Origin of the sequence: Candidatus Poriferisodalis sp., assembly GCF_965215815.1 — a bacterium.
GTDB lineage: Bacteria > Actinomycetota > Acidimicrobiia > Acidimicrobiales > Poriferisodalaceae > Poriferisodalis.
The window spans coordinates 842,640-857,844 of sequence record NZ_CBDCEO010000012.1 but is presented as its reverse complement, the minus strand read 5'-3'; the positions used below and the strand labels follow the sequence as shown (position 1 = coordinate 857,844).

The window sequence follows — 15,205 nt, the reverse complement described above, 5'->3', positions numbered from 1 at the left end:
GCGAGGTGCGAGGATGCCCGAGGAGCCGATGGAGGCAGGCGACGATGGCGCAACGAGCCCGGAACAGCGCCAGGCCTCCTATGACGAAATCGTCTGGCTGTCCACGCTGAAGGCTGCAAACCGCATGGGCATCACCACCCGGACGCTGTATCGCTTCATTGATCGGGGCGACCTACCCGCGTACCGGTTCGGCCGTGTCATCCGGTTGCGACTCTCCGATGTGGACAGTTTCGTGGAGCAATGCAGGGTTGAGCCGGGAAGCCTCGAGCATCTCTATCCCGAAGCGCGCCTGTCCGACGTCGACGAAGTACCCGAGACGGCCGACGAGGTTTGAGCGGCCAGGAAGTTCCACCCGCTGACGCCGATGCGCCAAGGGGCGTGTGGAGCACGATCAGCCCGCGCTTCGGTGTCCGCCCAGACTGGCGCAGCGCGGCGGTTCGTGGACGCTGGCCGGGAGGCCTTGCCCTCCTCTTCGTGATCGGTCTCGGCGGCTCGATCGCCTTGCTCGCGGTCTCGCTGATTGCGTCAAAAGTGGGCTATGACAACACCCTGGAGTCCGAACTCCTCAAGCGACCCCTCGTCGAGCAATTCGTGCTCGTGACGCTGCTGGCGCCGGTTATCGAGGAGCTTGTGTTCCGGCTCCCGCTCGCCGGCCGCTTGCGCTTGGGGGTACTGGCGGCCACGGGAGCGATCGGAGTCCTGAACTTCGCAGGAGGCGACGGGCCGGTCATCGCCATCGCTGCGATGTTCGGGATCGTCGTGGTCGCGTCCGGCGTGTTGTGGATCCAGTCGCTCATCGTCGGTGTGACGCGAGATGCCGCTGAGAGCGAGAGTGCCCCGACCCCCCCGACCTGGCGCGACAGCGCCGCTCGGTGGTGGTCATCACACCCGGGCTGGCCGGTGTGGTGCTCGATCGCAGCGTTCGGCTTCGTGCACCTCAGCAACTACGACGTGAATCTCTCCATCGCCGCGATTGTCGTGGCGCCCCTCGTGGTGAGCCCGCAGATGTGGCTGGGCCTCATGTTCACCATCGCGCGAGTGCGCTATGGGTGGTGGGCGGGCCTGGCCCTGCACGCATTCCACAACCTGGCGGTATGGGGCGTGACCAGTTCCCTCAGCCAGATGGCGCTTCCGTAGCCGCCTGGGCGTACTCGTGCGGCGGCAAGCGCCGCTCACCGTCGATGTGGACGCTGGGCAGCCTCGCCCGGGTGCGGCCCGTCCGCAAACGCAACATCCGGATTTTCGGCGAGGCCTGAGCGCATGCCGTGTCAGGATTTGCTGGCCCTTGTATGACGCAGGACGACACACCGGAATTCCAGAGGTTCGCCGTGGAGCGCATCGGTACCCTTGCAGCCCGATCGGGACCCCGACAACAGTGAGCTTGCAGATATTCGACACCATGACGCGGCGCAAGACCGCCTTCGTCCCGCGCACGCCGGGCGAGATCTCGATGTATGTCTGCGGTCCCACGGTTTATGACGTGCCGCACCTCGGTCACGGCCGCACTGCGCTGACCTATGACGTGATGCGGCGCTACCTGTCCTGGGCCGGGTTCGACGTGACAGTCGCATCGAATGTCACCGACATCGACGACAAGATCGTTGAGCGCGCCCAGCGTGAGAATCGCTCGGAGGCCGACGTCGCAACCGAGTTCACGGCGGCATATGACGAGCAGTTGGATCGTCTCGGTGTGCTCCGGCCCCATTCGCGGCCCCATGCCACCCACTTCATCTCCCATATGATCGACGTGATCTCTCAGCTGAAATCGCTCGGGGCTGCGTATGACATTCCCGGCAAAGGCGTGTACTTCGCCGTGGACTCAGTTCCCGGGTATGGCCAGCTGGCCGGGCGGACCCTCGAGCAACTCGCCGCTGACGCCGGCGCACGCGTCGAAGTCGATCCCGACAAGCGCTCGCCATTGGATTTTGCGCTGTGGAAGGCCGCCCGACCGGGGGAGCCGCGTTGGGCGACTCCGTGGGGCGAGGGCCGGCCCGGCTGGCATACCGAGTGCGTGGCGATGTCGCTCAGCGCGCTCGGGCCCGGCTTCGACATTCACGGCGGGGGAGACGACCTGGTCTTCCCGCATCACCAGAACGAATGGGCGCAGGTGACTGCTGTTGGCGAGTCGTTCGCTCGTTACTGGGTGCACAGCGCAATGGTGAACGTCGGCAGCCAGAAGATGGCAAAATCGCTCGGCAACTACACCCAGCTCGCTGACGCCATCGACGCTACGGGGGCTCGCGCCGTCCGACTGCTGGTGCTGCAGACCCACTACCGGCGAGCGATGGAGATGGGGTCTGATGCGCTCGCGGCAGCTCGCAGCGCCGTCGGCCGCCTCGATGCGTTCGCGCGCCGAGTCGCGGCTGCAGGCATTGCCCCGGAGGTGTGGGCCACACTGCGACGGCCCGAAATCGAGGCTGGCGCAGCACCCGAGCTCGATGTCGAAGCGGCAGCGACGTTCGCAGCGGCGATGGACGACGATTTCTCCACGCCGACCGCGCTCGATGTGATCTTCCGGCTGGTGCGCCGTGCGAACGCCTCTCTCGATGCCGAACAGCCTCGAGAGGCCGCGCGCTCGGCTCGTACTGCGCTGCATCTGCTGAGCGTCCTCGGTCTCACCTGCGGAGACGACGGCGACCGCGTTCGCACCGATGTCGAGCTTTCCGACGCCGAGGTCGAGGCGTTGCTTGTAGATCGGGCAGCAGCGCGCGCAGCTCGCGACTTCGACACCGCCGACCGCATCCGCGCCGACTTGGCCGCTGGCGGCATCGTGGTGTCCGATGGCCCTAGCGGCGCGAGCTGGCACCGCAGCTAGGCGCTGAGTTCGACCAGATGAGCCCAGCGCCGCCTAGGCGCCGCCTGTGCGCTTCAGCCAGTCGTCGATCAGCCAGCCTGCAATCGACATGCCACCACGTGGGCAAGGGGGCAGGTTGTCAGCGGTGTACCAGCCGGCTTCGACGATCTCTTCAGGGTCGATCTCGATCTCGCCTGCTTGCCATTGGCAAGTAAAGCCGCACATCAACGAGTGCGGGAAGGGCCACGGCTGGCTACCGAAGTAGCGCACGTCGCTTACTGAGATAGCGACTTCTTCGCGTACCTCTCGGAACACGGCGTCCTCGAGGCTCTCGCCGGGTTCGACGAAGCCCGCGAGTGCGCTGTAGAAGCGTCCGGGGAATTGCCGGCCCCATGCGAGCAGTACCTCGGGGCCACGCTCGACGAGAACGATCATGGCCGGGCTGAGCCTCGGAAACGCCATATGCCCGCACTCGCCGCAGACCTTCGCTCGGTCGGAGGCATTGGTGTTCGTCGGGCTCCCGCAACGTCCGCAATAGCGGTGGGTTCGTTCGAACTCCACAATCTGAGTTGCGCGGCCGGCGATCTGCCAGTGCTCGTCGGGGATGCGGCCGTAGAGCTTTCGCAGCGGAACGGGCTCGAGATCACCCTCGTCCAGTGGCGGTCCATCGGCGGGATCCATGTCGACTGCCCACACGCCCTGCCCGTCGAGCACTCCCAGGAATGAAGCGAGAGGCGATCCGTCGCCGACTGGGGCCGTCGAGCCGCTGGCCAAGCCGCCTGTGGGATCGGTGAAGACTGCGCCGGATCGGATCGGGATCCACACCCGGGACGTGACATCGAGATCTTCAGGTGGCTGCGTCAGGACCGTGAACACCAGCCAAGTTGAGCACACGGCGTGCAGAAGCGCCGTGTTTGACAGTTCGCGGCTACAAGCGGCGCCGTGTTTGACGGTCCGCCGCTAAAGACGGCGGATCACCGTCACCACCTTGCCGTAGATCGTGACCTCGGCGGCGGGGCGGACGATCGGGCGGTGGTCGGGATTGGCCGGTTCAAGAGTGATTTGATCGTCGGCGCGCCGGTAGCGCTTGACGGTGCCCTCCTCGCCATCGAAGCCGGCGACAACGATGTCCCCCGACTCGGCATCGGGTTGATGGCGGGCTACGACATAGTCGCGGTCCCAGATACCGGCATTGATCATTGAGTCGCCCCGCACTCGCAGCATGAACAATTCACCGCTGCCTGTGAAGTCGGCGGGCAGCGGCAGCAGTTCCTCGACGTTCTGCTGGGCGAGCACGTCGGTACCGGCCGCGACGTCGCCAATGAGGGGCACATGACGGGTCGGCCGTCGCTCTCCTTTCACGCCCGTCTGCCAGTCGAAGTTGACGATGAGTGCTCTGGGCCGTGACGGGTCACGCCGGAGCCAACCGTCTGCCTCAAGTGTTCGCAAATGGCGGTGGACGGTTGCAGGCGAGCTGAGGTTGACCGCCTCGCCGATCTCACGCACCGATGGCGGGTAACCGCGCTCGCGCTGTGTCTCGTCGATGAACTCGAGCATGGCGCGCTGGCGCTCTCCGAGATGTGCGACCCTCTGGTCTGCAGCACTAGCCATCTTCATGGGGATCCTCCTGGAGATTTACGTCCCGGTGAGCAGTGTCGGGCGAATCCGCTTGGCGAATCCGCCGAGTTGGCTCACCATCGTCCGTCGAGCCGGAACTCGTCGAAGTCCGTGAAATGAAATTCGTGAGATGGAACCCTCGTTCCGGGCATTACACTACCAACGAATGTTCGATATAGCGCGCATTTGTTCGGGATTTCAGCGCCGGGAGCGGATCCAGCGCACGAAGAGCACACCGTCTTGGGTGATGACGTGCTCCAGCGCGTACTCGCGTGGTCCTGCAGGCGCTGAGCCGCCAACGGGCGCGGTGGCGATGCGTGGGGCCTCGTCTCCGACGGCCAGCGGGGCGTGCGTCAGATTCACTTCGTCTACGAGATCGGCTGCCAGCAAGCTGGCGTTGAGGGCTGGCCCACCTTCGCACAGCACGACGCGGGCTCCCAGCGAGCCGAGGTGCCTCAACGCCGCATGCAGATCCACTGTCTCGGTGCCAGCGGGCACGACGTCGGCACGATCTGCCAGCCGCGCCGCGGCATCAGGGTCAGCGTTGGCAGTTGTCACCACCAGTGGCAACGGTGCGGTCGCCGGATCGGACGGCGATCGGAACAGCGGCAAGTCCGGATCGACGCTCAGTGAGCCGCTGACCACTGCAATGCGGGCCCCAGATCGCCGCGCAGGGCCATATCGCTCGGCGTTCGCTGTGCGGGCACCGACCAGGACGATGTCGGCTTGGGCGCGCAAGGCGACGAACAATGCCTTGTCGGCCGCGCTCGAGAGTCCCCGCGACAGACCGTCGACCGCGGCGGCCCCGTCGATGCTCGCAACCATGTTGAGCATCACCCAGGGACGGTCAGCGTGCGGCAAGCGCCGCGGGCCAGCGGCTTGGTCCGCGTCGACGGGTCCCGGAGGCAGCGGGTACAGCCGTTGCACGCGGCGAGTCTGCCACTGTTGGGTCCGACGATCGCCCCGGGCGACGGCACTCATCCACAGGCGCTGTGGAAAACTTCCTGCCAGAAGCGCCAGTTCGGGAGGAGGATCTCTGTCGTGTCCCGACCGGGAGGTCACCACTCTCCCCTGCTCACGGGGCTGTCACGCAATTTCTGCTAGGCGTCCGCTGCTGGCACCTCGGTGGGCGGTTGTCCACACCACTCGCCAGTTGTGCACAGGAATATCCCCATGAAAGCCCCGACGTTGCCCACTTCCATTCCACAGGCAGGCGGCCATAGGGTGCGCCTGTCTGTGGTGGCCGGAAGATTCGGCAGCCGTGTTCTCGCGAATCGATTCTGGCTCGCGACACTTGTGCAGGGGGATAACAGCACGTGGCGATGACCGAGACGCAGCGAGTGCAGACCGCAGACCCCGGCCGCCGTCCTGGGGGCGCGCCAATGCGGTTGCGTCGGCATTTCACCGTTGCCGGCACCCACCCTTACGACGCCATGCGGTGGGAACGCTTCGACGCGTCCATCACCAACGCGGTCGACGGGTCGGTGGCGTTCTCGCAGCCCGACGTCGAATTCCCTGCCGATTGGAGTCCCACCGCGGTCAACATCGTTGCCCAGAAGTACTTCCGGGGCACCCTCGGCACCCCAGAGCGAGAGCATTCACTGCGCCAGGTCATCGACCGCGTAGCGGGCACGATCACCCGCTGGGCAGCCAGCGATGGCTATTTCGAATCACCTGAAGAGGTCACCACCTTCGAGGCGGAGCTGGCATGGCTGTTGCTGCATCAGCGAGTGGCCTTCAACAGCCCGGTGTGGTTCAACATCGGCGTGCGGGGCGTGCCTCAGCAGGCGTCGGCGTGCTTCATCCTCGCCGTCGACGACGAGATGGAGTCGATCCTGGAGTGGTACGTCACTGAGGGCCGCATCTTCAAGGGTGGCTCGGGAGCCGGCGTGAATCTGTCGGCGCTGCGGGCCTCGTGCGAACTCCTGTCGGGCGGTGGGACTGCAAGCGGCCCAGTCAGCTTCATGCGGGGCGCCGACGCGTCAGCGGGAACGATTCGCAGCGGCGGCAAGACCCGTCGCGCAGCCAAGATGGTGTTGCTGGACGCCGACCACCCTGATATTGAGGCGTTCGTGTGGTGCAAGGCACGCGAAGAGCGCAAGGCGCGAGCGTTGTCCGCCGCGGGCTTCGACATGGATCTCGACGGCGTCGATTCGTTCTCGGTGCAGTACCAGAATGCGAACAACTCGGTTCGGCTGTCCGACGAGTTCATGGCAGCGGTGGAGGCCGATGCCTCCTGGGAGCTGCGCGCCCGCACGAACGGCGAGGTGACTTCGGTGATGGGGGCGCGGGACCTGCTTCGCCAGATTGCCCAGGCGTCCTGGGAGTGTGCAGATCCCGGCGTGCAGTTCTCGACCACGATCAACAGCTGGCACACCGCGCCGGCTCACGGTCCGATCAACGCCAGCAATCCGTGCAGCGAGTATGTCCACCTCGACAATTCGGCCTGCAACTTGGCAAGCGTCAACCTGCTGCCCTTCTTCGGGGATCACGTGGGCACCGCACCCGGTTGCGACTTCGACGTCGAGGGCTTTCGTCAAGCAGTACGAATCACGTTTATTGCGCAGGACGTGCTGGTCAGCCACGCCGACTACCCGACTGATCTCATCGGCGAGACGTCCCGCCGCTTCCGCCAGCTCGGTCTGGGCTTCACGAATCTGGGGGCGCTGCTGATGGCAGCGGGCGTCCCGTACGACTCGCCGCAAGCGAGGGCGCTTGCAGCGTCGATCACGGCGCTCATGTGCGGGGAGGCCTACGCCACCTCCGCCGATCTGGCTGAACGACTCGGAGCGTTCGACGGCTACGCGCCCAACGCAGAAGCGATGAGCGGTGTGCTGGGCCGACATCGCGACGCGCTCGAACGCATCGAGGCCTGCCCAGACCGCACGGAAGCCGCCGACAGCGTTTCCTCAGAGAACGGACTGCCCGCTCTGGTAGTCGAGCTGCGATCGGCTGCACGCGAGCGATGGGACCGTGCAGTAGATGGTTGTGAGGCTCACGGCGTCAGGAATTCTCAGGCCACCGTCATCGCGCCCACGGGCACGATCTCGTTCATGATGGACTGCGACACCACCGGGATCGAGCCCGACCTGGGCTTGGTGAAGCACAAGAAGCTGGTCGGCGGCGGCGACTTGCGCATCGTGAACTCGACAGTGCCCGTCGCTCTTGCACGGCTGGGATACTCGCTGCCGGAGATCGCCGATATCGAGGCGCACATCCTCGAAACCGGGCACATCTCCGGCGCGCCGCATCTGTCGGACGCAGACCGCGCTGTGTTCGCCTGCTCGATCGGGGATGACGTGATCTCGCCGCAGGGCCATGTCGCGATGATGGCCGCGTGCCAGCCATTCGTGTCGGGCGCGATCTCCAAGACCGTGAACCTTCCGGAATCGGCCACCGTGGACGACATCGAGGACCTCCTCACCGAATCGTGGCGGCTCGGCCTCAAAGCAGTAGCGATTTACCGCGACAACTGCAAGGTGAGCCAGCCATTGTCCGTCGGGCCCGCGCCAACGGCTGCCGTGGCCCACGCGGCCAACGCCGACGCGGCGCTGCGGGGAGCGCCGATACCGCCGCGCAATCGGTTGCCGCGCAGTCGCCGGTCGCGCACGTCCTCCTTCCGCGTCACCGACTGCCACGGCTACATGACGGTCGGCGAGTATGACGACGGACGACCAGGGGAGATATTCCTCACCGTCGCAAAACAGGGCTCCACGCTGGCCGGGATCATGGACGCGTTCGCCATCTCGGTGAGCCATGGCCTGCAGTACGGGGTGCCGCTGCGCTCCTATGTCGAGGCCTTCACCAACATGCGGTTCGAACCGGCGGGGCTCACCGACGATCCCGAGCTTCGTATCGCAACCAGCATCGTCGACTACATCTTCCGCCGCTTGGCGCTCGAGTATCTGTCGTTCGACGAGCGCAGCGAACTGGGGGTGCTCAGCGTCGACGAGCGCACCGATCCGCCATTGCCAGGACTTGAGAGTGCTTCGGTCGAGAGCGCAATCGGCGCCGAGCCGGCTCCGGATCCTCCGTCGGAGCGCTCCGAGGCACGCTGGCACCGGGACGCACCGTTGTGCATGACCTGCGGCGATCGGATGGTGCGCGCCGGTTCGTGCTTCGCTTGCCGGTCCTGCGGAGCGACCAGCGGCTGCGGCTGACGGCTAGCCGACCCGCCCTAGGGGACAGCAGCTTGGGGCACAGATGTCGGGTCGTGGACCGAGGTGACCCACCGTGGGCCTGTCGGTACGCAGCCCAGCGGTCTCTTCGACGAGATCGACGAGCGCTGAAATGAACAGCGGATGAGTGCCGACCGTGCGGGCACGCACCATGGTGATGCCTGAGCGAGCGGCCGCCGTACGAGCCCTCGTGTCGAGGTCGACGAGCACCTCCATGTGGTCTGAGGTGAATCCGAGCGGCACGACGAGGACGGCGCGGCATCCCTGCGAGCCGAGCTGGGTGAGACGGTCATTGACATCGGGTTCCAGCCACGGCACCTGCGGGGGACCACTGCGGGACTGGTACACGATCTCGATCTCGCCAGCGAGGCCTGCCATATCGGCAACGGTCTCGGCGACGTCGCGAAGCTCGGCCTCGTAGTTGCACGACGCCGCCATCGGGCTCGGCAGGCTGTGCGCGCTGAACAGGGCGTGCACGTCGCTTCGAAGATGCGCTCCGTCAAGCGCTTCTCGGATGCATCCGGCGACAGCTCCGGCGAACCCGGGATGATTGCCGTAGACGCGAATCCGGGACAGTTGCGGCGCGTTGGGCACGTCGCTCGCGGCTTGCTCAAGATCCTCGTGGTACTGGCGGCAGCCTGAGTACGAGCTGAACGCCGACGTCACGATCACCGCTGCGTGACGGCGACCCTCGGCAACCATCTGGCCGACTGTGTCCCGCAGGTAGGGATGCCAGTTGCGGTTGCCCCAGTAGCACGCCAGCGGGGTGCCTCGTCGAGCTAGCTCTGTCGACACGGCCGCCAACAGCGAGCGGTTCTGCGCATTGATGGGGCTGACGCCGCCGTGGCGGAGGTACTGCATCTCCACCTTGGCAAGACGTTCAGGCGTTACGTCGCGCCCCCGGGTCACGTTCTGAAGGAACGGCGTCACGGCGTCCGGGCCTTCGGGTCCGCCGAATGACAGCAGCAGGACCGAATCGATGGCAGCGGGACCGAGCGCTTGGTACGCGGGAACGTGTACGGGTTCGCCTGAAGGGGGATGAGCGGCTGTCGTTGATACAGGTGGCGGGTGCTGCGTTGTCGCTTGTGGACCAAATGCCGCGGGACGCGAGCGTGCGAGCCGTTCAGCTGCAATCAGCAGCGGTACGGCAGCGAAGCCCACGAGCATCGCAATGGTGATCGTGGCGTTGTAGCCGCTGGCATCGATCAGTAGGCCGAGTACCGGTGGGCCGATCATCGCCCCGACTCCAGCGGCGGTGTACAGCGCTCCGAGCACGCCGCCAAGCCCGACTGGGCCGAACAACATCGCGGCCACTGCCGGGGACAATGCGATGAAGCCGCCGTAGCTGAGTCCCATGACGATGGCGAACGTGAGCAGCATCCACGGGTTTGCCTCGGAGCCCAGCCACAACAGGTAGCTGAGCGCCATCGTGAAGAACGAGAGCTGATACAGGCGCATCATGGGGACAATGGCCCCGAGCGCCCCCAAACCGAGCCGGCCTACTACCGACGCGCCGCCGATGATGCCCACCAGGGTCGCGCCGCCAGTCCTGCCGAGGCCCGACACGTAGTCGGGCAGGTACACGAAGGGCATAAAGAGGCTCGCGCTCAGGACGAGCACCGACGCGTACAGGAATGTGAACATGAGCGCCCGGCCCCGCATCAGCGCGGAGAGACGCGGCAGCTCTGCAGTGTCGGCATGCATCGGGGGGCGGCGTGCGCCGATTGCCGCCACCAGCATGAGCGCAGTTGCTGCGACCGCCAAGATCCTGTAACTGGATCGCCACCCGTAAGCCTCTACAAGGGCCTCGGCGGTTGGCGATCCCACGAGCGTGCCCACGCCGATTCCGGCAACGGCCACACCCAGTGCAGCAACTCGCCTGCGCTCGAACCACCCGCCGACAACCGCCACCATCGGTACGTAGGCGCAGGCAACGCCGACCCCGACCCCGACCCCGTAGGTGAGGTACGCGAGCCAGATGTTGTTCGTCATCGAGGTCAGCCACAGCCCACCCAACATCACGAACGCGCCGGTGAGCAATACCCGGCGCGGCCCAAAGCGGTCGGCGAGCCTGCCCGTGAAGATCCCCAGCGTGAAGTACGCAAACGTCGTCACGGAGAAGAGCAGCGACGTCTGGCTGCGGTCCACTCCGAACTCGGCCCGAATTTCAGCGAAGAAGGCGCCAAAGCTGTAGGCCACGCCGAACACAGCGAACGTTGCGAGCGCAGCCGACAGTGCGACTACCCACCCCGCAGCCGAGTCGAGCCGAGCACCTTGGGCATCAGTGCTCATCGCGACGCCTGAAGTTCTGTGCCCTTCACGCCGTCTTCGGCGACCGGGGAGGAAGTCCTAGCCATGCTGGGTCTGGGCTGCCCTTCGACGCACGCGTGCACCGCCGGTGCGGTTGCGGCGCGATTGGGCACATTACTGCCGTACCGTTGGCACCGGCAGAGGCAAACCCCGGAGCGGACCCGGAGCAGCGAAGTGGCCATCCAGAACGTCGGCGCGAATGTCGCTAGCAGTCCTGACGTCATTGAGCGTCCGGACACCCGCGAGACCGAAGGCGACCATGACCGCTTTTCCCACTACGTCGCCAAGACGGCGCTGACGCGCTCGGCCGTCAGCGGTCGAGAGGTCGTGGCGCTGTGTGGCAAGAAGTGGGTGCCCACCCGCGACGGCGAGCGCTTCCCGGTGTGCCCGGCGTGCAAGGAGATATTTGCCGGCCTGCGGTCCTGAGCCAAACAAGTGGCCGATGTGCGTTCTCGGTTGCGGACTAGCCTTGGCCGCATCGTGACCGCACCTTCCGTCGGCATCCCCGATTGCCGTCTTGGCGCCCCGTGTCAATGAGCGCTGGGCCGTTGAGCGCAGGCACCTAAGCCCTGTGACCGACACCCAGGTTCGGATTCACGTTCCGGGCAACCACCTCATGGTCGGTGTGCTGGGCCAGCGCGACGAGCACTTGCGGCTCGTCGCGGACCACTTCGCCGACGCCGACATCCATGTTCGCGGCAACGAGATCACCGTGGCGGGCCCGAGCGCTGCGCTCGTCGGGCAGGTCTTCGAAGAGATGGTTCACGTCCTCGAGGCCGGCCAACGGATCGAGCCTGAAGTGCTCGACCGCGTCATCGACATGGTCGAAGCCGACGAGAGCCCGAGCGATGTGCTCTCTGCTCCGATCTTGCGCGCTCCCAACGGCAGGGTGGTTCGCGCCAAGAGCGCAGGCCAGAAGCGCTACGTGGAAATGGTTCGGTCGAACATCGTGACGTTCGCCGTCGGACCCGCCGGCACGGGCAAGACGTGGCTGGCCGTGGCGCTGGCCGTCGACGCGCTGATGTCCAAAACCGTGCGGCGCATCGTGCTCACCCGGCCCGCGGTGGAGGCGGGTGAGCGACTCGGTTTCCTGCCAGGCGATCTGATGGCCAAGATCGACCCGTACCTGGCGCCCTTGTACGACTCGCTCTACGACATGTTTGATGTGGAAGCCGCCGCCAAGCTTCTCGAACGCAAGATCATCGACGTTGCGCCGCTGGCGTTCATGCGGGGGCGGACCCTCAATGACAGCTTCATCATCTTGGACGAGGCGCAGAACACCACGCCTGAGCAAATGAAGATGTTCCTGACCCGGATCGGCTTCGGCTCCAAAGTGGTCGTGACTGGCGACCGGACCCAGATCGACGTTCCAGGCGGCAAGAGTGGCCTGATTGACGTGGAGAAAGCACTGGACGGGATTCCCGGACTTGCCTTTGCACGCCTCGGCCGGCGCGACATCACCCGGCATCGCATCGTCGTCGACATCGTGGAGGCCTATGACCGACGTGACGCGCAACGCAACGGCAACGAGTGAGCGAGCCGGGTCGCAACGCACTCTTGCGAGCTGCGCCGAGCCGGTCGGTGGCTGTGCGGGTTCACTCGGCGAGGGCGGTGTGCTGATTGCAGATCGCCAGAGCGATGTCCGACTCGACTCGCAGCGCTATTGCGCGCTGGTGCGCGATGTGCTGGATGCCGAGGGCGTGCCGCCGGGTTCGGAAACCGCTGTGACATTCGTCGGTTCTGAAGAAATGGCACAGCTGAACAAAGCTCACATGGGTCACGTCGGACCGACAGATGTGCTGGCGTTCCCGATCGATCTCGTCGCCGGCGCACAGGAGTCGAGCGCTCCAGATGCGGGCGATGTTCTGGTCGGCGATGTGGTTGTGTGTCCGGCGGTCGCCGCATCGAACGCTGCGGCAGGGGCTGGGTCCCGCCCGGGGCACGACGGCAGCGTCACAGCGGAAATCGATCTCTTGGTCGTGCACGGAGTGCTGCATTTGCTCGGCATGGACCACACCGAGCCTGCCGCGGCTGCGGCCATGCGCGCCCGTGAGACTGAGCACCTTCGCAAATTGTGGAGCCGTTCATGAACTGGGTGCTCGGCGCGGTCGCGGCAGCCGTCCTGCTTGCGGCGGCCATGTTTCTGCGATTGATCGAGGCGACCTTCATTCGTCTGGGGCGTGCCCGTGCCTCAGGTCTGGACGAGGCGGACGGAAACAGCGAACGGCACAACGGCGACCGCGACAATGGCCACTCGAGCGCCCCCCCGAGGGCGTCGTTGGAAAAGCTGGTGGAAGACCGCGAGGTGGTGCTGGGGCCTGTCTCGCTGCTGCGAGTACTGGCGCAGGTGACGCTTGTGGGCGGCGTTACATGGATCGCCGCAAGCCGGACGGGTGCAGCGGGCATCGTCGCCGCGATTGCCATGACCTCGTTCGCGCTGTTCGTGGTCACCGAGGCCTTGCCCCGGCGGTGGGGGGTCGAGGCGAACGATCGCATGGCGCGGGTGCTCGCGCCGGTCGCACGCGTACTGAGCCGCGCTGGGCCGCTCGTGTGGCTGGCTCGGCTGTTGGCAGTGCCCGCGAAAGCGCTCGGACCCGCAGCGACGCACGGTGACAGCGGTGAGGTCACCGAGGACGAGTTGGTCGCTCTGGCGTCGGCAGCAGCCCAAGCCAGTCTGATCGAAGACAGCGAGGCCGAGTTGATCGGGCAGATCATGGGACTCGGGGACACGATCGTGCGGGAGGTGATGGTGCCCCGCCCCGACATGATCACCGTGAGCATCGGCGACAGCGTCGCCGATGCTCTGGAGAAGGTCATCGCCTCTGGCTTTACTCGGCTGCCTGTGACCGGTGCCAGCGTCGACGATCTCCAAGGCATCGTGCTGGCGAAAGATCTCGTCGCCGCCCACCTGCACGGCATCGGCACCGACGGAGTGGTGAAATGCGCACAGGTGCTGCGCTCCGCCACCTTCGTGCCTGAGACGAAGCGGGTCAGCGACCTGATGCGCGAGATGCAAGAGTCCAAGTCGCACCTGGCCATCGCGGTCGATGAGTACGGCGGTGTGGCAGGACTGGTCACGCTCGAGGACATCATCGAGGAGCTGGTCGGGGAGATCGTCGACGAGTACGACGCCGACGAGGCTCTGGTTCAAGTGCTTGGCGATGATGCGTTCCTGTTCTCCGGACGGCTGCCGGCGTCGCAACTGGCCGAGGTGTTGGAACTGCGCCTGCCTGAGGGCGACTGGGACACGGTCGGCGGCCTTGTGCTCGACCGCATGGGTCACGTGCCCGAGACAGGTGAGACCACCGAACTCGACGGCTGGTGTCTGTCCGCCCTCGAGGTGGAAGGCAGACGCATCAACCTCGTCGGGGCTCGGCGGGGCGCTGACTCTACGGGTTCTGGGTAGTTCCGGGGCCAGCGATGCGTTCAGGCTTCGTGACACTGGTGGGTCGTCCCAATGCGGGCAAGTCCACCTTGTTGAACTGCCTCGTCGGTGCCAAGGTCAGCATCACCTCCGCCAAGCCGCAGACCACGCGACTGCGCGTCATGGGCGTGCGGCACCTGCCAGATGCCCAGATCGTGTTCGTCGACACGCCTGGCATCGGCAAGCCGGTCACGCCGCTCGGCGAGAAGCTGAACGAGACCGCACGGACTGCGTTAGCCGACCTCGAGCCACCCGATGTGATCTGCATGGTCCTCGACGCCACAGCGCCCTTGGGTCGTGGCGACCGGTTGATCTGGGAATCGCTGCCCGCGGGCACTTCCACCGTCATTGCTGTCACCAAGTGCGACCGGGCATCAAGGGCCCAAGTGTTAGCGCAGCTGGCTGCGGCTGCGGAGTTCGATGCCGATGCGTATTTCCCAGTGTCGGGAAAGACGGGCGAGGGCACCGAAGTGCTGCTTGAGCACTTTGCGGCCGGCTTAGGGGAGGGCCCGGCCTATTTTCCCCCCGAGAGCATTACCGATCTGCCCGACGCATGGCGCATTTCCGAGGCCGTGCGCGAGCAGCTGTTGGCACGCTTGGCGGACGAGCTGCCGTACAGCATCGCGGTCCGCGTCACGGAGTGGGAGCCCAACCGCATCCGCTGCGACATCGCCGTGGAACGGTCCTCGCAGAAGGGCATCGTCATCGGACGGGGCGGACAGATGCTGCGAGAGGTGGGCACCGCGGCACGCCGCGAACTCGGTCTCGACGGGGTCTACCTGGAACTGCGGGTACGCGTCGAGCCGGACTGGCAGCGCACCCCCGATGCGGTCGCACGCATGCTCGCGCCAGAGGCGCCCTCGAGCCCGCACCCCTGAGAAG

13 protein-coding genes are annotated in these 15,205 nt (G+C 65.9%); 9 read left to right on the top strand and 4 right to left on the bottom strand.

The annotated features are described in order from the left end of the window. Nucleotides 1–13 precede the first annotated feature (13 nt). The 3 genes from ACOOHB_RS05775 to cysS all read left to right on the top strand — a co-directional run bounded on the left by ACOOHB_RS05775 (nucleotide 14) and on the right by cysS (nucleotide 2,815). A complete protein-coding gene (locus tag ACOOHB_RS05775; RefSeq protein ID WP_420443849.1) occupies nucleotides 14–334 on the top strand; it encodes a helix-turn-helix domain-containing protein in 321 nt (106 codons plus the stop codon). A 140-nt stretch (nucleotides 335–474) separates the two neighbouring features. Continuing rightward, nucleotides 475–1,137 carry a hypothetical protein gene (locus ACOOHB_RS05770; RefSeq protein ID WP_420443848.1) on the top strand — a complete coding sequence of 221 codons (663 nt, stop codon included), beginning with the start codon at nucleotides 475–477 and terminating at the stop codon, nucleotides 1,135–1,137. 238 nt (nucleotides 1,138–1,375) lie between these two features. Then, on the top strand, nucleotides 1,376–2,815 hold the full coding sequence (gene cysS / locus ACOOHB_RS05765) for a cysteine--tRNA ligase (protein ID WP_420443847.1): 1,440 nt from the start codon (nucleotides 1,376–1,378) through the stop codon (nucleotides 2,813–2,815). 33 nt (nucleotides 2,816–2,848) lie between these two features. Here cysS and nudC read toward each other — a convergent pair whose 3' ends face one another. From nudC to ACOOHB_RS05750, 3 genes are all read right to left on the bottom strand, one after another. Next, nucleotides 2,849–3,670, bottom strand: a complete 822-nt coding sequence (gene nudC / locus ACOOHB_RS05760; protein ID WP_420443846.1) for an NAD(+) diphosphatase — start codon at nucleotides 3,668–3,670, stop codon at nucleotides 2,849–2,851. 84 nt (nucleotides 3,671–3,754) lie between these two features. Beyond that, nucleotides 3,755–4,411 carry a transcriptional repressor LexA gene (lexA, locus tag ACOOHB_RS05755; RefSeq protein WP_420443845.1) on the bottom strand — a complete coding sequence of 219 codons (657 nt, stop codon included), beginning with the start codon at nucleotides 4,409–4,411 and terminating at the stop codon, nucleotides 3,755–3,757. Between the two features lie 198 nt (nucleotides 4,412–4,609). Then, nucleotides 4,610–5,338 carry a dihydrofolate reductase family protein gene (locus ACOOHB_RS05750; protein ID WP_420443844.1) on the bottom strand — a complete coding sequence of 243 codons (729 nt, stop codon included), beginning with the start codon at nucleotides 5,336–5,338 and terminating at the stop codon, nucleotides 4,610–4,612. A 395-nt stretch (nucleotides 5,339–5,733) separates the two neighbouring features. Between ACOOHB_RS05750 and ACOOHB_RS05745 the strand changes: the two genes are divergently transcribed. After that, a complete protein-coding gene (locus ACOOHB_RS05745; protein ID WP_420444669.1) occupies nucleotides 5,734–8,571 on the top strand; it encodes a vitamin B12-dependent ribonucleotide reductase in 2,838 nt (945 codons plus the stop codon). Nucleotides 8,572–8,574: 3 nt separating this feature from the next. Here the strand turns inward: ACOOHB_RS05745 and hemH are convergent, their stop codons facing one another. Continuing rightward, nucleotides 8,575–10,881 carry a ferrochelatase gene (gene hemH / locus ACOOHB_RS05740; protein WP_420443843.1) on the bottom strand — a complete coding sequence of 769 codons (2,307 nt, stop codon included), beginning with the start codon at nucleotides 10,879–10,881 and terminating at the stop codon, nucleotides 8,575–8,577. A gap of 192 nt (nucleotides 10,882–11,073) precedes the next feature. Between hemH and ACOOHB_RS05735 the strand changes: the two genes are divergently transcribed. The 5 genes from ACOOHB_RS05735 to era all read left to right on the top strand — a co-directional run bounded on the left by ACOOHB_RS05735 (nucleotide 11,074) and on the right by era (nucleotide 15,201). Further along, nucleotides 11,074–11,325: a DUF3039 domain-containing protein gene (locus ACOOHB_RS05735; RefSeq protein ID WP_420443842.1), complete on the top strand. Its 252-nt coding sequence runs from the start codon at nucleotides 11,074–11,076 to the stop codon at nucleotides 11,323–11,325. 145 nt (nucleotides 11,326–11,470) lie between these two features. Beyond that, complete coding sequence (locus ACOOHB_RS05730; RefSeq protein ID WP_420443841.1) at nucleotides 11,471–12,433, top strand: PhoH family protein; 963 nt, start codon at nucleotides 11,471–11,473, stop codon at nucleotides 12,431–12,433. Then, entirely contained in the window at nucleotides 12,396–12,989 is a 594-nt protein-coding gene (ybeY, locus tag ACOOHB_RS05725) for an rRNA maturation RNase YbeY (protein WP_420443840.1), read from the top strand. The genes ACOOHB_RS05730 and ybeY overlap by 38 nt, the downstream gene beginning before the upstream one ends. Then, nucleotides 12,986–14,305: a transporter associated domain-containing protein gene (locus ACOOHB_RS05720; protein WP_420443839.1), complete on the top strand. Its 1,320-nt coding sequence runs from the start codon at nucleotides 12,986–12,988 to the stop codon at nucleotides 14,303–14,305. The genes ybeY and ACOOHB_RS05720 overlap by 4 nt, the downstream gene beginning before the upstream one ends. Nucleotides 14,306–14,319: 14 nt before the next feature. After that, nucleotides 14,320–15,201 carry a GTPase Era gene (era, locus tag ACOOHB_RS05715; RefSeq protein ID WP_420443838.1) on the top strand — a complete coding sequence of 294 codons (882 nt, stop codon included), beginning with the start codon at nucleotides 14,320–14,322 and terminating at the stop codon, nucleotides 15,199–15,201. The last annotated feature ends 4 nt before the right edge of the window (nucleotides 15,202–15,205 follow it).